At 45.1% G+C, this 21,681-nt stretch carries 19 protein-coding genes; 11 read left to right on the plus strand and 8 right to left on the minus strand.

Annotation, left to right across the window (positions count from 1 at the left end; genetic code table 11):
- The first annotated feature begins 1 nt into the window (after nt 1).
- The 6 genes from CLV25_RS02115 (at nt 2) to CLV25_RS02140 (ending at nt 5,593) form a co-directional block, all read left to right on the plus strand.
- Nucleotides 2–811 carry a rhomboid family intramembrane serine protease gene (locus CLV25_RS02115; protein WP_131837981.1) on the plus strand — a complete coding sequence of 270 codons (810 nt, stop codon included), beginning with the start codon at nt 2–4 and terminating at the stop codon, nt 809–811.
- Nucleotides 811–1,683: a rhomboid family protein gene (locus CLV25_RS02120; RefSeq protein ID WP_131837982.1), complete on the plus strand. Its 873-nt coding sequence runs from the start codon at nt 811–813 to the stop codon at nt 1,681–1,683. The genes CLV25_RS02115 and CLV25_RS02120 overlap by 1 nt, the downstream gene beginning before the upstream one ends.
- A complete protein-coding gene (locus CLV25_RS02125) occupies nt 1,680–2,798 on the plus strand; it encodes an endonuclease/exonuclease/phosphatase family protein (protein ID WP_131837983.1) in 1,119 nt (372 codons plus the stop codon). Before CLV25_RS02120 ends, CLV25_RS02125 begins: the two co-directional genes overlap by 4 nt.
- Before the next feature lie 84 nt (nt 2,799–2,882).
- Nucleotides 2,883–3,704 (plus strand): 2,3,4,5-tetrahydropyridine-2,6-dicarboxylate N-succinyltransferase, encoded by an 822-nt coding sequence (locus CLV25_RS02130; protein WP_131837984.1) that lies wholly within the window; start codon nt 2,883–2,885, stop codon nt 3,702–3,704.
- A gap of 169 nt (nt 3,705–3,873) precedes the next feature.
- The gene (locus tag CLV25_RS02135) at nt 3,874–4,440 is read left to right on the plus strand and encodes a Sua5/YciO/YrdC/YwlC family protein (protein WP_131837985.1); all 567 of its coding nucleotides are present in this window, start codon (nt 3,874–3,876) and stop codon (nt 4,438–4,440) included.
- A 7-nt stretch (nt 4,441–4,447) separates the two neighbouring features.
- Nucleotides 4,448–5,593, plus strand: a complete 1,146-nt coding sequence (locus CLV25_RS02140; RefSeq protein WP_131837986.1) for a glycosyltransferase family 4 protein — start codon at nt 4,448–4,450, stop codon at nt 5,591–5,593.
- Between the two features lie 50 nt (nt 5,594–5,643).
- On the opposite strand, the gene CLV25_RS02145 is transcribed toward CLV25_RS02140, so the two are convergent.
- Genes CLV25_RS02145 through CLV25_RS02155 form a run of 3 tightly spaced genes read right to left on the minus strand, consistent with a single transcriptional unit; the run spans nt 5,644 to nt 7,471 of the window.
- Nucleotides 5,644–6,345 (minus strand): head GIN domain-containing protein, encoded by a 702-nt coding sequence (locus tag CLV25_RS02145; RefSeq protein WP_131837987.1) that lies wholly within the window; start codon nt 6,343–6,345, stop codon nt 5,644–5,646.
- A 49-nt stretch (nt 6,346–6,394) separates the two neighbouring features.
- Nucleotides 6,395–6,925, minus strand: coding sequence for a ribosome maturation factor RimM (gene rimM / locus CLV25_RS02150; protein ID WP_131837988.1), 531 nt, complete (start codon nt 6,923–6,925; stop codon nt 6,395–6,397).
- Nucleotides 6,926–6,937: 12 nt separating this feature from the next.
- On the minus strand, nt 6,938–7,471 hold the full coding sequence (locus tag CLV25_RS02155) for a 30S ribosomal protein S16 (RefSeq protein ID WP_131837989.1): 534 nt from the start codon (nt 7,469–7,471) through the stop codon (nt 6,938–6,940).
- A 346-nt stretch (nt 7,472–7,817) separates the two neighbouring features.
- On the opposite strand from CLV25_RS02155, the gene dnaE reads away from it, so the two are divergent.
- Entirely contained in the window at nt 7,818–11,312 is a 3,495-nt protein-coding gene (gene dnaE, locus CLV25_RS02160) for a DNA polymerase III subunit alpha (protein WP_131837990.1), read from the plus strand.
- 99 nt (nt 11,313–11,411) lie between these two features.
- A complete protein-coding gene (gene trxA / locus CLV25_RS02165) occupies nt 11,412–11,729 on the plus strand; it encodes a thioredoxin (RefSeq protein ID WP_131837991.1) in 318 nt (105 codons plus the stop codon).
- Here trxA and CLV25_RS02170 read toward each other — a convergent pair.
- Complete coding sequence (locus CLV25_RS02170; protein ID WP_131837992.1) at nt 11,724–12,347, minus strand: hypothetical protein; 624 nt, start codon at nt 12,345–12,347, stop codon at nt 11,724–11,726. The two genes, trxA and CLV25_RS02170, sit on opposite strands and share 6 nt — an antisense overlap.
- Nucleotides 12,348–12,525: 178 nt before the next feature.
- Here CLV25_RS02170 and ahcY point away from each other — a divergent pair, with 178 nt between their 5' ends.
- Nucleotides 12,526–13,947, plus strand: a complete 1,422-nt coding sequence (gene ahcY / locus CLV25_RS02175) for an adenosylhomocysteinase (protein WP_131837993.1) — start codon at nt 12,526–12,528, stop codon at nt 13,945–13,947.
- Between the two features lie 140 nt (nt 13,948–14,087).
- On the opposite strand, the gene CLV25_RS02180 is transcribed toward ahcY, so the two are convergent.
- Together CLV25_RS02180 and CLV25_RS02185 are read right to left on the minus strand one after the other, a co-directional pair.
- Nucleotides 14,088–14,714, minus strand: a complete 627-nt coding sequence (locus tag CLV25_RS02180) for a DUF3226 domain-containing protein (protein WP_131837994.1) — start codon at nt 14,712–14,714, stop codon at nt 14,088–14,090.
- 15 nt (nt 14,715–14,729) lie between these two features.
- The gene (locus tag CLV25_RS02185; RefSeq protein ID WP_131837995.1) at nt 14,730–15,761 is read right to left on the minus strand and encodes an AAA family ATPase; all 1,032 of its coding nucleotides are present in this window, start codon (nt 15,759–15,761) and stop codon (nt 14,730–14,732) included.
- 169 nt (nt 15,762–15,930) lie between these two features.
- On the opposite strand from CLV25_RS02185, the gene CLV25_RS02190 reads away from it, so the two are divergent.
- Entirely contained in the window at nt 15,931–16,698 is a 768-nt protein-coding gene (locus tag CLV25_RS02190; protein WP_131837996.1) for a hypothetical protein, read from the plus strand.
- Nucleotides 16,699–16,757: 59 nt separating this feature from the next.
- On the opposite strand, the gene CLV25_RS02195 is transcribed toward CLV25_RS02190, so the two are convergent.
- Nucleotides 16,758–18,050 carry an L-cysteine desulfidase family protein gene (locus tag CLV25_RS02195; protein ID WP_131837997.1) on the minus strand — a complete coding sequence of 431 codons (1,293 nt, stop codon included), beginning with the start codon at nt 18,048–18,050 and terminating at the stop codon, nt 16,758–16,760.
- A gap of 320 nt (nt 18,051–18,370) precedes the next feature.
- Here CLV25_RS02195 and CLV25_RS02200 point away from each other — a divergent pair, with 320 nt between their 5' ends.
- On the plus strand, nt 18,371–19,906 hold the full coding sequence (locus tag CLV25_RS02200) for an AbgT family transporter (protein ID WP_131837998.1): 1,536 nt from the start codon (nt 18,371–18,373) through the stop codon (nt 19,904–19,906).
- A gap of 92 nt (nt 19,907–19,998) precedes the next feature.
- On the opposite strand, the gene CLV25_RS02205 is transcribed toward CLV25_RS02200, so the two are convergent.
- Complete coding sequence (locus tag CLV25_RS02205) at nt 19,999–21,669, minus strand: formate--tetrahydrofolate ligase (RefSeq protein WP_131837999.1); 1,671 nt, start codon at nt 21,667–21,669, stop codon at nt 19,999–20,001.
- Nucleotides 21,670–21,681 lie beyond the last annotated feature (12 nt).

The raw sequence follows: 21,681 nt of genomic DNA on the forward strand, positions 1-21,681 counted from the left end.
CATGTTTCAACAGAATCGAATTGGAAGTACGCCTCCCGTAGTACTGAATCTTATAATCATAAATGCTCTGATGCTCTTGCTTACCTGGTTTTTGGGTAATATGAACATCGACATTATAGATGCACTTGGGTTGCACTCATTCTACTCAAGTTCATTCCGCATTTGGCAGCCTGTAACCAACATTTTCCTCCATGGCGACATTACACACCTCTTCTTCAACATGTTTTCGCTATGGATGTTTGGCCGCATACTTGAGCAAGTTTGGGGTGGTAAGAAATTCCTGTTTTACTATCTTGTTACAGGTATTGGAGCCTCTTTACTGAACTCTGTTGTTACCATTGCCGAAATAGAATGGATGCGCAGCAGTGCAGAACAGGCAATCGCGAACATGAGCCCCGACACTTTCTTTGACTTTGTAAAGTCGTATGCTCCTGGTGCTAAATCAGAAATATCCGCTTTTTTAGATGGCTGGTACAACCATCCTAAAGATACTACATATATTAATGAAGCAAAAAAGGCGGTTTACGCAATTATGGAAACCCGCGAGAACAGCATAACCATTGGGGCCTCTGGTTCTGTATACGGCGTACTACTTGCATTCGGTATGCTCTTCCCAAACATGATGCTTCTGCTCCTAATTCCACCTATTCCAATTAAAGCAAAGTATATGGTAATGATTTTTGCCGCAATAGAGTTATACTTTGGATTTAGCGGCAAGCAACCAGGCATTGCTCATTTTGCTCACCTAGGCGGTATGCTTGTAGGTTTCTTTATTATACGCTACTGGAAAAAACATAACATAATGTACTAATGTCTAGGAACAGACTTCGATTATCGCTCACAAAAGATGGCGCCCTAGCAGGGTTAATATACATCAATATAGCCATATTTATTGTTGTAGGTATTTACAATGCAATATTCTACCTCATTACGGATCATACGCCGCTATTTTTCGACAAGATGCTGGCTCTATCATCTGATCCTATTGCCGTAGCAAAACATCCATGGACGATAATCACCTACATGTTCTACCACTTAGACTTTTTACATGCGCTATTCAACCTCTTGGTACTATACTGGTTTGGAGTAATATTTGTAGATTTCTTCGGCAATCTAAAGCTTACCTCGATGTATATCGCAGGAGGTATTTCTGGAGGGTTATTCTACCTACTTGCCTACAACAGCCTTCCCGTATTTTACGATGAGGGAACGTCAATTCTACTAGGTGCCTCTGCCGCAATTATGGCTATTACCTTTGGATCAGCATCCTTTTCACCAAACCACAGAATATGGCTGATGTTTATTGGTGAGGTAAAGCTTAAATACCTAGCTCTCGTCTATCTAGTAATAGACTTAATTCAGATTCCTTTTGGGAATGCAGGAGGACACATAGCGCATCTAGGAGGAGCATTCGTAGGTGCATTGTGGGGATACACCTACCGTAGAAATGGCAAAAACGTACTAGGATGGCTTGAGAGCATACTCAGTGGAATAAAAAAAATTCCAGTAAAGCGAAGTAGGATAAAAGTCGCCTACAAGAATCCTCAGATACAACCTAGAAAGAAAACGAACAGCAAAGAACTCGACGAATTGCTAGATAAAATATCTCAGAAAGGATTAGATAGCCTAACAGAGGCGGAAAAGCAGAAACTTTTTAAGTTCAAAAACGACCCGAATAGTTGAGAAAGTTCATAGCTATACTGCTTCTTATCTTCAATTTTACTGCTGCAATTGCGCTTATTTTTGCCAGCATAGCTGGCTATATTAGCCCTGCAGCATTTTGGCCCATTGCACTAGTCGGAATGGCATTCCCGCTACTCGTAGTTTTGAATATGGCCTTCATGCTTCTTTGGATTATTCTTTGGAAAAAAGAAGCTGCCATATCAATACTAGCCCTGCTCTTCACCATTTGGCATATCCCAAAATTCATTGGTTTCAACGAAAAGGGAACGCCTCCTAATGGAGTAGAGAAGATACGAGTTATGACATACAACGTCCACCTTTTCAACTTGTACGAATCAGAGAACGGGAACTTTAAAGAAATGTTCGAATACATCAAAAGTAAAGAGGCTGATGTCATTTGCTTTCAGGAGTTTTTCACCTTATCCCCAACTCTTTCGGAAAGAAAAATTAAGAAACACCTAAGCAACTATCCTTATACCTACATCCGCTACACAACTAAGAGAAAAGAACGTAATGCCAAATTCGGTGTTGCCATATTTAGCAAATACCCCATTATAAAAACTCGAAAGATCTTCTTTAAAGAGGACACCTATAACTCAACAATTTACGCAGACTTACATGTTGGCAACGACACTATAAGAGTGTTCTGTAGCCACCTCGAATCGATAAAACTGAAAAAAGACGACAAGCCTCACAAACTAGGAGAACGAATAGCAAGAAATACTTTAAGTACAAACAGCATAAAAACTATAGCACAAAAACTACGTCGTGCTTATATAAAACGAGCACACCAAGTAGATACTTTAAAACAAATAGTTGAAAGCACGACTCACCCAATAATTTTTTGTGGCGATTTCAACGATCTTCCCAACTCGTACACTTACAATACAATAAAAGGGCGCATGATAGATTCGTTCACCCAGGTTGGGCACGGCTTTGCATCTACACATAGCGGATTACTCCCCACCATGCGCATCGATTTCATTTTCTCGGACAATAGGATTACCGCCTACAAATACTCATCTCCAAGAGTAAAGTACTCCGATCACTATCCTGTTATAGTAGACTTCTATATAAAAAAAAGAGAAACTCCAGAAAGCGATTATTCGGAATAGCTAGCTTTTTTTGAATTTTACACATCGCCCAAATTCGGTATCTTACACACCGAAAAAAGCGTAAAAACCAAATACTTTACAGCCATGGCTTTTGAAGAGCTACAGCAAATTGTAGAAAATGCTTGGGAGAACAGAGATCGTCTCCGTGAAGAAAGTACTAAAAAAGCAATTATCACCGTAATTGAGCATCTAGACAAGGGTGAAATCCGTGTTGCCCAACAAGATGGAGACAATTGGATTGTTAATCAATGGGTAAAGAAAGCCGTTCTAATGTATTTTCCTATAGCCCAAATGGAAACTATCGAAGTTGGGCCATTTGAATTTTACGATAAAATTCCGTTAAAGAAAAACTTCGAACAACTTGGAGTACGCGTTGTACCTCATGGCATTGCTCGTCACGGTTCTTACCTAGCTAAAGGCGTCATAATGATGCCATCATATGTAAACATAGGTGCTTATGTTGATGAAGGTACAATGGTTGACACCTGGGCTACAGTAGGATCTTGCGCTCAGGTTGGGAAGCACGTTCACCTTAGCGGAGGCGTAGGACTCGGTGGAGTTCTTGAACCAGTTCAGGCTGCTCCTGTAATTGTTGAAGATGGCTGTTTTATTGGTTCACGTTGCATTGTTGTTGAAGGTGCTCATATAGGAAAAGAAGCGGTTCTAGGGGCAAATGTAGTTATCACTGGATCGACAAAAATCATAGATGTCTCAGGAGAAAATCCCGTTGAGTATAAAGGATACGTACCTCCACGCTCTGTAGTAATCCCAGGAACCTATCCCAAAAAATTTCCTGCAGGCGAATACCACGTACCCTGTGCACTAATCATTGGTAAGCGCAAAGCCACCACCGACCTAAAGACATCTCTTAACGATGCACTAAGGGACTTTAATGTAGCGGTATAGAAAGACCCAAATATTCGTTAAACAGAGAATGCCCCGCCTTAAGGCGGGGCATTCTCTGTTTAGATTTAATCTACCCTAACTACTATCGACTTTTAGACAAGAAAACCATATATTTGCTAATTATAAATCTACGTTAACATTGATTTATACACAAAGAAGCAAACCATTCATGAAAAATCTAGATCAAGAACATATTCATACAATTACAAAAGCCTTAAAAGAGGGGGAGACTTGTTTACTTCCTACCGATTCTGGTTACGAAATAGTCTGTGATGCGACAAATGAGAATGCAGTAATTAGAGCCTTCTCTCTGATCGACCTACCAAAAGCGCATAACTATTCGATAATCGTAAAACACATAGACCAAATAGGTAGGTATACCAAAGAAATTCCTGAAATTGCGGAGGAACTACTAAACGTAGCAATATCACCTCTAATCTTAGTACTTCCTTCAGCATGCGGATTGCCTCAAGCGGTTATTTCAAATACGGGGAAAGCACCCTTTAGGGTTATTGCCGAAGGTATCATATCTAATATTCTACAAAAGCTGCAATTCCCATTGCTTGCTCTACCTACATCAGGAGATTATAGCAGAATTACCACTTCGTTAGACTCTGTACCCAACGAAATTGTATCAAAAATTCCAATTTCAATAGCAACAATTCAATACGACTGCAAGTCCCCTTCGATTATTGAACTAGGACTTGGAGGAGAAGTTAAAATCATAAAGAATTAAACCAAATATGAAAAATATTACACCCTTTATAAGCATCCTAATTGCTTTTTACACAAGCTACAAAATTATTCCAGTCGTTATTCGAATAGCTCGACTTAAGAATCTTGTTGACGAACCAAACAACAGAACTTCTCATAAAAAAGCAATACCAACATTAGGAGGCGTAGGCATTTTCATCGGATTTGCAGTGGCGTCGCTATTGCTCGCATCATACTACTTTGTTCCAGAGTTTAACTCCTTGCTCCTCGGTATGTTAATACTTTTCTTCTTGGGAATAAAAGATGACATTCTAGTACTCTCTGCCAAGAAAAAACTTGTAGGACAAGTTATTGTAGCCTTCTTTATTACCTTTTTGGGAGATGTAAGGCTAACATCCTTTGATGGGATTCTAGGCATCTACGACATCCCATACTGGCCAAGTGTACTATCCACGATGTTCATATTTATAGCATTAATCAATGCCGTAAACCTAATTGATGGGATTGATGGATTGGCTTCTGGCTTTGGAATCTTGGCTGCTACATTTTTTGGTGTGGACTTTTACCTACTTGGACATTTTGCATGGGCAATGCTATGCTTCGCAATGGCTGGATCCTTAATGGCATTCTTCCTTTACAATGTCTTTGGGAATACGAACAAGATATTTATGGGCGATACAGGATCTCTTGTATTAGGCTTATTCATTACTACAGCAATGCTGAAATTTATCAACATTAATTCGGTAAGTAATGGACCTTTCAGCATTGATTTTGCTCCAGTTCTAGCCTTGTCCGTCCTCGTACTCCCCATTTTTGATACGCTTAGGGTATTCTCTATACGAATTGCAAATGGGCAATCACCTTTTCATCCAGACAAAAGACACATTCACCACCTTATGCTACGTTTAGGCTTTTCGCATAAGGCTTCAACATCAATACTCCTTGCCACGAATGTAGCGTTAATTGCGACATGCTTTGCGCTGCAATCATTACCCATGAACTACCAAATACTAGTATTATCCAGCATTGTTTTCTTACTGATAGGGCTATTATGGAGGTTAAGTCAGAAATATACACATAGCAATACCAAGGAAAACATTGCCAAACCGCAGAAAATTGAAGAAATAGATCAACTGAAAGATCTCAAAAATAAAATCTTTGAGCACATGAACTAAAATAGGCGAGCAATATTGCTCGCCTATTTTAGTTCATGTGGCTTATAAACCTATTTTACTGAAATACTTCCTGATCCAAACTTAACCTTTTCGACATTTTTCGGATTTCCCAAGCATTCTACATTACCGCTCCCGGCAATTTTCACAGACAAATTCTCTGAAGCATAAGTATTAACATCGCCACTTCCAGCAATGTTAACCTCTACGCTTTTTGCCACAACGTTACGAGACGAGATTGATCCCGACCCCGCGATTTTATACTCTGCACTATTGGCTGACGAACGATTAGAAATTTTCACATTCCCAGAGCCTGAAACATTTACATCAAAATTATCAACCGAAACTTTTTCAATTGTAACATCTCCAGAACCTGCTACATTAATCCGTAAGGTATTCACAGCAACCTCACCCTTAACGTAAATATCACCAGAACCAGCCAATGATAGGTTCTCCAATCGAGGAAGCGTTACGTAAAGTTTTGTTTCTCGATCAAAACGATGATGTCCAAACTTTGACTTAGACTTAATGCTTAAGGAACTGCCATTCTTTTCGATTACGATCCAATCTATATCATCGGAAGTTCCAATAGCTTTTACTTCGTACTTACTCCCAATAGAGACGTTAAGCTCTACTGGTAATGAGAAATTAATTCCATCGAAATCATTCGCAACATATACTCGTCCTTTCTGTGCAAAAGAAAAGGCACTGGACATCAACAAAAATCCTAATGAGAATAGTAACTTTTTTGTCATAGCTGTAGTTTTTTACCTAAGACGACAACTGTAACAAAAAAGTTACATGCTACTCTTCAAAAATATCAAGAAAGCCTTCGGGAAGTTCGACGTAAAGAGCCTCTTGCTCATCGTCAATAGCGACAATAAAGTCTTCGTTTACAGGAAGGAGTATTTCCTGATCGTCGGCAGTAAGAACTTGAAACAGGGGGTTGTTTGGGTAGTCGTAGTAATCTTCAACCGTACCAATCATTTGCGGTGTATCGCAGTGGGTTAGCACCTTGTACCCTACAAAATCGAAAGGCGAAGGCTCATCATTTTCATCTTCCAAGAGTTCGTCATCGTACAAAACAATTTTTCCGATTAGCTCTTCGGCAAGCAGCTCCGACTCAAAATCATCGAATACAACGACAGCCTTGCTTTTTCCGTTAAAACGGAATGCTTTAAAATAGAAAGGAACCGGGATTCCATCGATGTCGATGAAAACCGGTTCCTCTAAGTCAATCTCTTCAGGAAAGCTACTATATAGCTTAAGTACTAATTCTCCGTTTACACCAAAGGTCTTAATAACTTCTGCAACACTGCTCTTTCCTGAATGCATAAGATCCAAAGATTAAGCTTCAGTAGATTCAGCAGCCTCTTCGGTAGTTTCTTCAGCAGCAGCTTCTGGAGCAGCAGCGGCAGCGGCAGCAGCAAGTTTTTCGGCAACCTTAGCAGCCTTTGCTTCCTTTTGCTTAGCCTCTTCAGCAAGACGTGCGCGCTTAGCGTCGTTCTTAGCCTGAGTTAGCTGGTTAAGCTCAGCAGTAGTCTTGTTAGACTTATCTGCAGCCCATGCGTTGAACTTCTCTTCTGCAACTTCAGCAGTAAAAGCGCCTTTCTTAACACCTTCAAGAAGGTGCTTCTTCATAAGAACGCCTTTCTTTGAAAGAATTGACCTTACAGTGTCGGTAGGTTGGGCGCCTTTAAACATCCAGTCAAGTGCTTTTTCGAACTTGAGCTCGATTGTAGCAGGATTAGTGTTGGGATTGTAAGAACCAATCCTTTCGATAAATCTACCATCACGTGGCGCCCTGCTATCTGCAACGACAATGTGATAGAAAGCGTAATCTTTCTTACCATGACGTGCCAAACGAATTTTTACAGGCATTTTCTAAAAATTTTAAAGTTAAACAACCTACGTTATTTGCGGGGCAAAGATACTACTTTCCTATAATATTCCGATTATCAACCTTTTCTTTTTAAGCAATGTTTAACGGATAGCGTTTCAACGAATTATCAACTTCTATGCTTACATATCAACAATCGGCTTCCGAGCAACAAACTTCAAAGAAGAGAAAAGAGTTTAGAATTTTGCACATCTAGCAATCAGCAAAATAGAAGAGTTCTAAAACATTCAACGTCGTTCCAAAAATTTGTCGCCACGGCCAACAAAAAAATATCGCTAACTTTATTGCCCAAAGGCTGTTTACACAGCCAACATCAACAACACTGATATGGCCGATTTTACGCACCTGCACGTACATACTCAATACTCAATCCTCGATGGAGCGGCGAGCATTGCCGGAATTCTAAAGGCTGCTGCAAAAAGGGGAATGAAATCAATTGCCATTACCGACCATGGAAACATGTTTGGGGTAAAGCTTTTCCATAAAAAGGCGAAGGATGTGGGCATTAAGCCGATCCTTGGCGTAGAGGCCTACGTTGCCAAAAACAGCCGTTTCGATAAGAGCGACAAGGACGACCGAAGTGGAGATCACCTTATCCTGCTAGCCAAAAACTACGAGGGCTACAAGAACCTCATGAAGATTGTTTCCTACTCGTGGACGGAGGGTTACTACTACAAGCCCCGTATCGACAAGGATTTGCTGGAACGCTACCACGAGGGGATTGTTGCCTGCTCGGCCTGCCTTGGTGGCGAGCTACCACAGGCTATCATGTCAGACGGATATGAGGCTGGCTTAAAAGTAGCCAAGTGGTTCCAAAGCATTTTTGGCGACGACTACTACATGGAACTGCAGCTACACCAATCGGGCGACCCTAAAATTAACGCAGAGATCTTCGAAAACCAGAAAAAGGTTAACGAGGTTATCAAAAAGATATCGCAGGAAACGGGGATAAAGTACATTGCCTCCAACGACGTGCACTTTACCAATGCCGAGGATGCGGATGCACACGACCTGCTCATCTGCCTAAATACGGGAAAGGACATCGACGACCCGACCCGCATGCGCTACACCAAGCAGGAGTACCTTAAGTCGCCTGAGGAGATGGCTGAACTATTTAAGGACTACCCGGAAGCCATTGCAACAACACAGGAGATTGCCGACAAGATCGAGGCCTTTGACCTAAACCAAAAGCCCTTTATGCCGGTATTCCCGCTCCCCGAAAGCTTCAACGACGACATGAAGTACCTGCGCCACGTTACCTACGAAGGTGCCAAAGAGCGCTGGGGTGACGATTTCGCTGGCGAGATAAAAGAACGCGTCGACTTTGAGCTCGACACCATGGAGAAGATGGGATTCCCATCCTACTTCCTTATTGTATGGGACTTTATTCGTGCAGCACGCGAGATGGGTGTTTCGGTTGGCCCAGGCCGTGGATCGGCGGCAGGATCGGCCGTGGCCTACTGCCTAAAGATTACCAATATCGATCCGGTGAAGTACGATCTGCTGTTTGAGCGTTTCCTTAACCCCGACCGTATCTCGATGCCCGATATCGATATCGACTTCGACGAAGATGGCCGCGAGGAGGTGCTCAAGTGGGTGGTGCGCAAGTACGGCGAAAAGCGCGTTGCCCACATCATCACCTTTGGTACCATGGCGGCCAAGATGGCCATCAAGGACGTAGCGCGCGTACAGAAGTTACCGCTACCCGAAGCCGACAGGCTCGCCAAGATGGTTCCCGAAAAACCAGGAACCACGCTGGCAAAAGCCTTCGACGAGGTTCCCGAGCTAAACCAGGAGCGCACCTCGCCCAATCCGCTTATCGCCAAAACCCTTGGTTTTGCCGAAACCCTAGAGGGCTCTGTTCGCCAAACGGGGATCCACGCCTGTGGTATCATCATCGCCAGAGACGACCTAGAAAACTACATACCCGTAAGCACCCACAAGGATGCCAGCCTGCTGGTTACCCAGTACGACGGCAAGCACGTGGAGGACGTTGGTCTTCTAAAAATGGACTTCCTTGGACTTAAAACGCTATCCATTATAAAGGATGCGCTTGAGTACATCGAGGGCAGCAAGGGAGAGATCATCGATATAGATAAGATACCGCTGGATGACGCGGAGACCTACGAGCTGTACGCCCGTGGCGATACCACCGCACTGTTCCAGTTCGAGTCGCCGGGTATGAAGAAGTACCTGCGCGCCCTTAAGCCCAACCGCTTCGAGGACCTTATCGCCATGAATGCCCTCTACCGTCCGGGCCCACTGGAGTACATCCCCGACTTTATCGACCGTAAGCACGGCCGAAAGAAGATCGAGTACGACATTGCCGAGATGGAGGAATTCCTGAAGGACACCTACGGTATTACGGTGTACCAGGAGCAGGTGATGCTCCTGTCGCAGAAGCTGGCCGGCTTTACCAAGGGACAGGCCGATACGCTGCGTAAGGCGATGGGAAAAAAGATGAAGGACGTGATGGACAAGCTCAAGGCCGACTTCATCAAGGGAGCAACCGAGCGCGGCCACGACGCCAAGATTCTGGAAAAGGTATGGACCGACTGGGAGGCCTTTGCGCAGTACGCCTTCAACAAGTCGCACTCTACCTGCTACGCCTACGTATCGTACCAAACCGCCTACCTGAAGGCACACTACCCTTCGGAGTTTATGGCGGCGGTGCTGAGCCGCAACCTCTCGGACATCAAGAAGATTACCACCTTCATGGACGAGTGCAAGCGTATGGGCATATCGGTACTGGGTCCTGATGTCAACGAGAGTAGCTACAAGTTCTCGGTGAATAGCCAGGGACACGTTCGCTTTGGGCTAGGCGCCGTGAAGGGACTTGGCGAGGGCGCCGTAAACGCCATCATAGAGGCCCGCAAACAGGGCGGTCCGTTTAAGGACATCTACGACGTGGTGGAAAGGGTTAACCTGAGCGCTGCCAACCGTAAGAACCTTGAAACGCTGATTCTTGCCGGCGGATTCGACAGCCTGAGTCCCCTACCCCGCTCGGCCTACTTTGCTACGGACAACAAGGATGTAACCTTCATCGAAAACCTGATCCGCTACGGCAACCGCCTGCAAAACGAGAAGAACAACGCCATGAACAGCCTCTTTGGGGCCATCGCATCGGCAGAAATCATACAGAAACCCGAGCCTCCGGCCAACGCTCCCGAGTGGAATAAGCTCGAGACGCTGAACAAGGAGCGAGAGGTGGTGGGCATCTACCTCTCGTCGCATCCGCTAGATGAGTATCGGATTGAGATCGACAACTTCACCAACTGCACGCTAACCGACCTCAACGACCTCCCCTCGATGGTGGGCCGCGACTTCTCGGTGGCCGGCATGGTAACCACGGCCAGAAACCTGATGACCAAAACGGGCAAACCCTACGGATCGATAACCGTGGAGGACTACCAGGACAGCTACCAGTTTACCCTCTTCGGGAAGGACTACGAGCAGTTCCGCAGCTTCTTCTACGAGGGCTACTCGCTGCTGATCCGCGGATCGGTGAACCCGCACCCTTTCCGCCCAGGCGAGTTCGAGGCCAAGATTAAGGTCATCCGCCAGCTGCCCAACGTAAAGGACGAGATGGTGAAGGGCATCCAGATTACCCTGCCCATCTTCAGCATCACCGACGAGATCGCCGCCGAGATCCGAACCTACGCCGAAACCTGCAAGGGCAACATCGCCCTTAAGGTGAAGCTGGTCGACCCAGCCGATAAGCTATCCGTAGAGATGCACTCGCGCACCTTTAGGGTAGGGCTTAGCCACGAGTTTATCGACTACCTGCAGCACAACAGCATCAACTTTAAGCTGGTGGACTAGCCCTGTTATGTAGACGCAATATTTTGCACTTTGCGAAACACCATATACCGCAAATTGGTACATTTGTAGCGCGGACGAAACAATTAAAAACAACACAATATGGCACTAGAAATTAACGAAGGCAACTTCGAAGAATTGGTAGCAAAGGCTGACAAGCCTGTAGTACTAGACTTTTGGGCAGAATGGTGTGGACCTTGCCGCATGCTAACTCCCATCATCGAGGAGATGCACGGCGAGTTCGACGGCAAGGCCGTTATCGGAAAGGTGAACGTAGACGACAACCCTTCCATCTCGGCTAAGTACGGCATCCGCAACATCCCAACCGTGCTGTTCATCGTTAACGGCGAGGTGAAGGACAAGCAGGTAGGCGCTGTTCCAAAGGCCAAGCTGGTTGAAAAGCTTAACGCGCTGCTATAATCGCAGGCCGTAAAAAAGAAAAGGCATCCTATGCAGGATGCCTTTCTTGTTGGAGGTGTAGCACTCATCGCTAGAGGGGCCGAAGCCATTTATGCCCCAACCGGACACTCCACCACGAATTTCCCCACCCACACCAGCTAGCACCTCCGCTGTATTAGGGGTTCTAAAGCAGATACCGATGATTTCTTCCGCAGAACTACGGATATCAAAATTGGCACCATTTAGCTTATCCACAGAACTACTAATATCAAAACTAGTACCATTTAGTTTATCTACAGAACTACGGATATCAAAACTGGCACCTATTAGTTCTTCCGTAGAACTACGGATATCATAATAGATACCGATCAGCTCTTCCGTAAAACTACGGATATCAAAATAGGTACCGATCAGCTCTTCCGTAGAACTACGGATCTCAAAACAGGTACCGATCAGCTCTTCCGTAGAGCTACGAATATCAAAATAGGGATAGATTGAGGTTACCGGAATCTCGCGTTCATCCGAAGAAGCCCATAGGGCTATTCTAGCGAGGCTACGCCGAACCTGCCATGCTCGGTTCCGTGACAAGCACCAGATAGCAGCATTTCTTTTTCGAGGAAGAGAACCCTCTCCTTGCATCCTCCATCTCGAGCATTGCCCTCTTGCGTCGAGCATCCACTAAAGGAAGGGATGCCAGCTACCGCTTCGGAAGATTAATCTGCCAGGGAATCATGCCCCATCCCTTTTAACGTAACATCAAACAAAGCGGCATCCTATTAATTATAAATCGCTACCTTAGCGGCAAAAATTCATCCGTATGTTTTCATATACAATTGACGAAAAGCTTCCCTACAAGGTGGCCGACCTATCGCTAGCCGATTTTGGCCGTAAGGAGATTGAAATTGCCGAAAAGGAAATGCCAGGATTGATGGCTATCCGCAAAAAATACGAAGGTAAAAAGCCTTTAAAGGGAGCCCGCGTAATGGGATCGTTGCACATGACCATCCAAACCGCCGTGCTTATCGAAACCCTAGTTGACCTAGGTGCCGATGTACGCTGGTGCAGCTGCAACATCTTCTCGACTCAAGACCACGCCGCTGCTGCCATTGCCGCTGCTGGCGTTCCTGTATTTGCATGGAAGGGCGAGAGCCTCGAGGAGTACTGGTGGTGCACCGCACAGGCGCTATCGTTCCCCGGTGGTAAGGGTCCAAACCTCATCGTAGACGATGGTGGCGATGCAACCCTGCTTATCCACAAGGGATACGCTGCCGAAAACGACGCCAAGGTGCTCGACTATACCCCAGGTAGCCACGAGGAGAGCGTTATCCTCGATGCGCTTAAGCAAATCCTAAAGGATGACCACGGCAAGTGGCACCGCACCGTTGCCGAGTGGAAGGGCGTTTCGGAAGAAACCACCACCGGCGTTCACCGCCTATACCAGATGATGGAGCGCGGCGAGCTGCTGATCCCTGCCATCAACGTAAACGACTCGGTTACCAAGAGCAAGTTCGACAACCTTTACGGTTGCCGCGAATCGCTTGCTGATGGTATTAAGCGTGCTACCGACGTGATGATTGCCGGTAAGGTTGTGGTTGTTTGCGGATACGGCGACGTGGGTAAGGGTTGTGCTCGCTCTATGCGTGCATACGGTGCCCGCGTAATCGTTACCGAGATTGACCCAATTTGTGCTCTTCAGGCTGCAATGGAAGGCTTCGAGGTAAAAACTACCGAGGATACCCTTGCAGAAGGAAACATCTACGTTACCACCACCGGTAACCGCGACATCATTACTGCCGAGCACATGGCTGGCATGAAGGATCAGACCATCGTTTGCAACATTGGTCACTTCGATAACGAAATCCAAGTAGATCGCCTCAACAGCTGGGAAGGCATCCAAAAGATTAACATCAAGCCACAGGTTGACAAGTATGTTTACCCCGATGGGCACGCTATCTTCCTATTGGCAGAAGGCCGCTTGGTTAACCTAGGCTGTGCTACTGGTCACCCATCGTTCGTGATGAGCAACTCGTTCACCAACCAAACCCTTGCTCAAATCGAGCTTTGGGAGAAAGATCTTAAGGTTGACGTTTACCGCCTACCAAAGCATCTCGACGAAGAGGTTGCTCGCCTACACCTCGAGCAGCTGGGCGTTAAGCTTACCACGCTTTCGAAAAAGCAGGCCGACTATATAGGCGTTAAGGTGGAAGGCCCTTACAAGCCCGAGCACTACCGCTACTAGGAACAGAAGTTATTCGGAATTTATTCTGAAGTTAAACGGAAGTTATACCGAATCGCACGATAATAAGAAAGAGGCTCTATTATAATGGAGCCTCTTCTTTTATTTATATACTTATATTTATATACTTATCCTAAATCATCCTATCCAAACAGTTCCCTTAGCCACTCCACAAATTCGTAGCCAAGGTCTGAGTTGGTATCGAGGTAGCTGTGCGTAATGGCAACCCCGATGGGCATGCCTGGGCTATCCTGCCATGCCAGCCAGGTATGCAGCAACGACTTTGCCCGATGCACATGCTTGTAGCCGTTAATGCGCTCCATCTCGAGCCTATCGAGGGTACGCTCGGCCTCGGGCAGGAGCAAATCTCCTTCGGGAATCAGGTACTTCAGAAAATCCTCGAGCATCCCGCTAGAGGCATTATCGGGCATTAGCCAGATGCCAACAACAGGCAGCCCTCTCTGACGAAGAATAGTACCTCCCCTCATCGGCTTATCGGGAAGTTCGTAGCCAGCCTTCTCCAGTCTTCCTCGAACCTCGCTCCAGCGCCTGTCAATCTCCTCATCCGCATCAAGAATCATCCCCAACGTTTCTAAAGATGAAGTCTTAAGCCAAACGCCAATGCTCTTTAAAAGATTGCTTACACCACGATTGTCAACCACCTCGAAGGTTACAGGAAGATGGTGCTTGCTGCACAACGCCAAGATAACGTGCTGATCGTCGCTTCCCTCAACGAGCAGCTTTCTACTTGCCTTTGTCCTAGTATCCATACCAGCAAAACTTTTCTAACGAAGGTTGATACGCTGCTCGGTGGCAATTCGCATCTCTTCGGGGTCAAACTCCACCTGAACAATCTTTCCATCCTTATTGTCGAGACGAATGAGCTTTCCATCGTTAATGTGCACATCGTCGTTAAGCAGCTGCTCAAAGGTATTTATGCAGTCGTTGCTATGAGTTGTTGCAAACACCTGCACATCGAGCTTGTTGGCCATGCTAAATATCACCTCCCACAGCTTATGCTGAACGCGATAGTGAAGCCCATTCTCAAACTCGTCAACAAGTAGAACTCCATTAATGCAGTTTACCAGCGCCAGCACAATAGAAAGCACCCGGTTAATTCCATCTCCCATCCCCGACAAAGGGACTATACCATCGCGTCCTTTTAGCTTTACGACAGGCTTTCGGTAGCCCGAGGCATCTATCTGAATAAAGGCCAAACGCTCTATGTTTGGATCAACAATTCGGAGCGCCTCTATGGTAAAATTCTCCTTTTCGGTAAGGATAATCTGATCCCATAGCTGCTCGTTGAGCCTATAGTTGGTGCTGGTTCGCACCAGCTGAAATGGGTAGGATGGTTTTATGTTACAGTAAAAGCGCGAGGGATGATCGATAAAAAGAGGCATAATTGCCTTTTGACCTGCATTAGCAACCTCTAACCCTAATGCGTGCTGATTCCCCATCTCCACAACACGAATGGATAGGCTGCTATCCACACCTTCACTACCACTAGCCGAAATGGCAATGCTGTTTTCCACATCGTCAACAGCAACCAACCTATCGTAAAAAAGCGACGACAGCGATTTCAGGTTAAAAGCCGTATTATCGTTATCGGATTCGGGTCGGTAGTATTCGCCCCTTTCCGAGAGCAGCTTAAATATCCAACCAACCTCACCTTGGCTTACCAAAAGCGAAATAGCCTCGAGCAATGTCGATTTCCCCGTATTATTTTCCCCTGTAATAAGGTTTACATGCGAAAACTGGTCAACCTTCAGGAATTTAAGGCACCTATAGTTTCTTACCAAAATAGACGAAAGCATGCTACATATTTTTGGTTTATAACAAAGATAGCCATTTGCATCCCGCTTTGTACTCCAATCCACATTTCCTAACGCAAAAGATTGAGGCTACGACTCAAAATAATGCGTAAAAATATCGGTTTACTGGATTGTTTATGCTAAATTTAGGGCAGTACCAATACCTACGAATATGACTAATGAACAAGAAAATATTGAAATCTCGTACCTAACAACCCAAGGGAAAGAATTCAAGAGCGATTTTATTCTGACAAGCGCCTTAGACGAAGCCTTTGAATTTGCCTTTGCGCACACCGTTGGCAAGAAGAAGAACTTGGCGTCGTTATTTTGGGGATCCAACAAACAGCAAAATGTAGCCGATTTTGCGAAAGCATTCAGAGGCAAGCTGTGTGAGATTGGAATGAAGAAATACTTAGACATGAACGGGGTATCTGTACGACATCCCAAAGGCATAGAGTGGGAAGCCGACAAGTACGAAAACTTTGAGCTTTTGGTAAATCACAACAAGCGCCTTTTAGTAAAAGCGATTCCATACTACTCAAACCTGCTACTTCTCGACACAGAGTTCTGGAATGCGGATGCCAGCTACGGAAATGGAAAGAAGCATCGTATCCAGTACGACTACTTTGTGCTTACCCGCATCAAACCAGGAGTAATTCACCTTTTTGAGAACTTTAAGCTCTCAAAAAATCAGGAGATCAATAAAGAACAAATAAAGAAGATTGTTTTTGCCCCCTCGTTCAAATTCGAGGTTACCGGATATCTTACCAAGGAGGAGATTATTCAGCTAAAGAATAATGGCCAGATACTACCTGCAGGTGCCATTGTTAATGGGAATAAGCGGCTAGAGCACGAGTACTACTACTGCCAAGCTGGCGACCTTAACAGGCCCAGCCTGCTAATCGACCACATCAAGTATCTTGATCTGCAAGAAATATAATTACAAACAAAAGGGCTTCCGTAAACGGAAGCCCTTTTGTTATATGAAGCATAGTACTACTACTTCTTAAGCATCAAGTCAAGAATCATCTTGTCGGTTTCCCTCATTCCATCGGCACCCAACTCTGCAAGATTATCGATGGATGTTTCTACATCATCAGTAACAATTCCATCGGTTTCCTGAATGCAGATATTGTCCAATGCCAACAGGGCAGCATTTACAGCAGCAGACACACCCGAAGAAACTTTTAGCGAACAGCCCACCTTGGCTCCGTCGCAAATCATTCCAGTTAGGTTTCCAATCATATTCTTGATAGCGTAGGTCATCTGCTCGTACGATCCTCCAAAGAGGTAAACAATACCGCACGACGAGGCCATTGCCGCTACAGAAACACCACAAAGCGCCGAGAGACGCCCAAGTTTCGACTTAATATGAATAGAAACAAGGTTGCTAATCACTAAAGCACGAGCCAACTCATCTCTAGACGAATTCAACTTTTCGGCAGTAGCAACCACCGGAAGCATAACGGTTATTCCTTGATTTCCGCTACCCGAATTGCTCATTGCAGGAAGCTGATTTCCGGCCATTCGGGCATCCGAGGCGGCCGTAGTTACCGCAATGGCATGGGTAAGCAGGTCGTCCTTTAGCATGTTTGCATCCATCTTACTCTTCATGCACTTACCAACCTTAAGGCCATAATCGCCGCGCAATCCCTCGTCGGAAATACGCTTGTTCATCACTCCTCCTTCCAATATGAACTCAATCTCTTCCAGAGGTGCCGTAGTAGCATATTCGTGGATCAGTTTTACAGAAATTGCAGGAGCAAGAGAAACGGCATCAGAATTTATTTGGGATGGAAGAATAGTCTCCAAACTACCCTCAAGAAGTTCTTCATTACGCTTTACCAACACAATATTGCTATGTGCGCCCTTAATGTATGCGCTACCCGTCTGATCGCCTTTACGACAGATGGCCTCTACGTACAGTTTATCGATACCATCCTTAACGCCTATAGTGACATGCTTCGAACCAACATAGGTCTTTGCAGTTTCTACGATATCTGGGGTTAAGCCAACAAGTAGTTCCAGCAGCATAGAAGAATTGCCATAGTGCGCACCCAATGCAGCAGCTATATGTAACCCAACCATTCCTGTTCCAGGAACGCCAACCCCCATTCCATTTTTAAGGATATTAGGACTAACGAATACTTCAACAGCATCAGGGAGTTCACCTAAAGCCTCCCTAGCCTTAGCAACAGCAAGCGAAACTGCAATTGGTTCTGTACATCCGAGAGCAGGAACTACTTCCGTCTTCAACAAGCAGAGAAGATGCTCCCTTACAGTTTTTTCCATGGTTTTAGTTTTAGAGTCAAATAAGTCGCACCAAATATAGTGATTGTTACCTTCATATAGGTATGAAAATATGACTACTCAAAGGGAACGCCCATACAAGTTTAAGACGTTATATGTAATAGATAATTAAACATTTACAAAAAATAATCACATTACAACAAAGGCTACACAAGCGAATAATCACTAAATAGTTTCCATATTTAACATGTTTTTCACATATCGCGTTCATCAAGCGATTGCAAAGTAGCAGTTTTCCTTTTCTTTGCGCCCATAAATGATTGCACGTTTGGACCATTTAACAACTAAAACAAGCACTTTTAATGAGTACCTCTGTTCAAAAAGCTTCGCTATTCAACCGATTCTTGGATAGCGTAGAAAGAGTGGGAAACAAACTCCCCCACCCGGCAACATTGTTTGCCTTAATGGCCCTTTTAATTGTACTTCTATCGGCCGTAGCTGCCACATTGGGGCTTACAGCAGAACATCCTGTAACCGGAGAGATTGTAAAGGTAAAGAACCTTCTCACCAGCGATGGAATCCGATGGATTTGGACTAATGTAGAAAAGAACTTTGTTGATTTTCCTCCATTAGGATTAGTACTAGTAGTAATGGTTGGTATCGGGGTATCCGAGGGATCTGGGCTATTTACAGTTCTGGTTCGGCAGCTAGTATTGGGAGCGCCTAAGCGTTTGATTACAGCAGCCATTATCGTAGCGGGAATATTCTCACACCTTGCTTCAGAAGCCGGCTACGTAATACTAATTCCCCTTGGTGCCATGATATTTCATGCCATCGGACGCCATCCTATGGCAGGTTTTGCGGCAGCCTTTTGCGGTGTAAGTGCAGGATTCGGGTCTAACTTCCTAATTGGCTCTGTCGACCCTATTCTTGCAGGACTTTCTACCTCAGCAGCCAACATCATTGACCCTTCCATAATGGTAAACCCAATGGTAAACTACTTCTTCATGGTAGCATCTGCTATCATGGTTGTTGTAGTTGGTACTTTTGTTACCGAAAAGATTGTTGAACCTCGTTTAGGAACTTACACAGGAGAGCTTCAACCGCTCGAAATTGAAAAACTCAGCGAACGCGAGAAGAAAGGGCTACGCTGGGCTGGATGGGGAGCATTAGCAATATGCGGACTGCTTGCTTGGTCTATCATTCCTGAAGATGGTCTTTTACGCGATCCTGAAACAGGAGGAATACTACACTCCCCTTTCTTCAAAGGTATTGTGGTCGCTATCTTCCTAATCTTCTTTGTTCCAGGACTCATCTACGGAATCATTACAGGTAGTATCAAAAACGACAAGGATGTAGTTAAGCACATGACCCACTCTATGAAAGGCATGGGTGGTTACATTGTATTGGTATTTTTTGCTGCGCAGTTTGTATACTTCTTCAAAGAGAGCAACCTCGGCATAGTATTGGCAATTAATGGCGCCGCATGGCTAAAATCAATAGGACTCACTGGAATTCCTCTGATTATTGGGTTTGTGCTGCTATCGGCCTTCATCAACCTATTCATGGGTAGCGCCTCTGCAAAGTGGGCAATCATGGCCCCTGTGTTTGTGCCAATGTTTATGTTGCTCAACTACCATCCAGGTGTTGCACAAGCAGCCTTCCGAATTGGAGACTCGGTAACAAACGTAATTACTCCAATGATGAGCTACTTTGCCCTTATTGTTACATTCTCGCAGAAATACGATGAACGATACGGAATAGGCACCATAATATCGATGATGCTACCATTCACAATAATTTTCTTGTTGGTGTGGATTGTTATAATATCTATTTGGTATTTAACAGGTTTCCCTCTTGGCCTTGATGGACCAATCTACCTAAAAGCAGGAATTTAGTCGTACTATAAAATCGTATTAAAAGTCCGAACAATCATAAAAGAAATAGGCTGCACTTGAGGCAGCCTATTTACTTTTTCTATAAGGACGATCTAAAATAGTCCAGAGATATTGCCATTGCTATCAATGTCGATATTATTAGACGCAGGCTCTTCGGGTAAGCCTGGCATACGCATCATTTCGCCTGTAATTGGTACAACGAAACCTGCACCAGCGGCAATTTCGATATCTCTAACGGTGATGGTAAAATTCTTTGGTCTACCAAGCATGTTTGGATTGTCAGAAAGCGATTTTTGCGTTTTAGCCATACAAACAGGCAGATGGTTCAATCCTAGAGAAGCAATCTTCTTTAGGGCTGACTTCGCTTTTGGCTGGTAGTCGACGCCATCAGCACCGTATATTCGAGTCGAAATAGTCGATATTTTATTTTCGATGCTTTCGTTCCAATCGTATAGAGGCTGAAATTGCGTGTTGCATGCTTCTGCTATTTCGACAACAGCCTTAGCCAACTCCAACGCACCATTGCCACCCTCAGCCCACACGTTAGCCTCGTAGGCCATAACACCATGACGCTTGCATACCTCAACAATAGCGGCCATATCTTCGGGCGTATCGTTGGTAAACTTGTTGATGGCTACAACCGGAGTTATATTGAAGAGTTTTGCATTCTCGATATGCTTCTCAAGGTTCTCTAGCCCCTTCTTCAGCGCTTCAACATTTGAACTACCAACCTCCTTAAGCGATAAGCCTCCATGATACTTAAGCGCACGTGTAGTAGCGACTAGCACCACTGCAACAGGAGATAACCCTGCATACTTAGCCTTTATATCTAGAAACTTTTCGCCACCAAGATCGAAACCAAACCCTGCCTCAGTGACAACATAGTCGGATAGCGACATTCCCATTTTGGTTGCCACCAGCGTGTTGGTTCCTTGGGCAATATTGGCAAAAGGACCTCCATGGATAAGCGCAGGTGTTCCTTCGAGGGTTTGAACCAGGTTTGGCTTAATGGCATCCTTAAGAAGGGCCGCCATAGCCCCATGTGCGTTAAGATCGCGCGCATAAATAGGCTTACCATCGAAGGTAAACCCCACAAAGATGTTACCTAACTTTTCCTTTAAATCGGCGATATTCTTTGATAGGCAAAGTATTGCCATAACCTCCGATGCAGCTGTAATGTCGAATCCGGTTTCGCGGGGAACCCCATTTGCGGTGCCACCCAATCCGATTACGGTATCGCGAAGCGAGCGGTCGTTCATGTCCATAACACGCTTCCACGCTATGGTTCGGGGATCGAGGTTCAGGTTATGCTTTTTACTCTGAAGATTGTTGTCGATTAAAGCAGCAAGCAGGTTGTGCGCCTTTTCAACAGCCGCAAAATCACCAGTAAAGTGTAGGTTGATATCTTCCATTGGGATAACCTGCGAGTATCCGCCACCAGTTGCACCGCCCTTAATTCCAAATACAGGACCAAGCGAAGGCTCACGAAGCACCACAGCAGTTTGCTTTCCGATTTTATTCATCGCCATTGCCAAACCAATAGAGGTGGTTGTCTTTCCCTCACCTGCGGGAGTTGGCGAGATTGCTGAAACAAGAATAAGCTTTGCCTTCTTTACCTTATCCTCGTCTATCAAGCTAAGCGGAAGCTTTGCCTTATACTTCCCGTAAAGTTCAAGATCGTCAGCCGACACGTTAAGCCTCTTTGCAATCTCAACAATCGGTTCGATTGCCGCCTCCTGGGCTATTTCAATGTCTCTCTTCATTATGCTATTTTT

This window comes from Acetobacteroides hydrogenigenes, from assembly GCF_004340205.1.
GTDB lineage: Bacteria > Bacteroidota > Bacteroidia > Bacteroidales > ZOR0009 > Acetobacteroides > Acetobacteroides hydrogenigenes.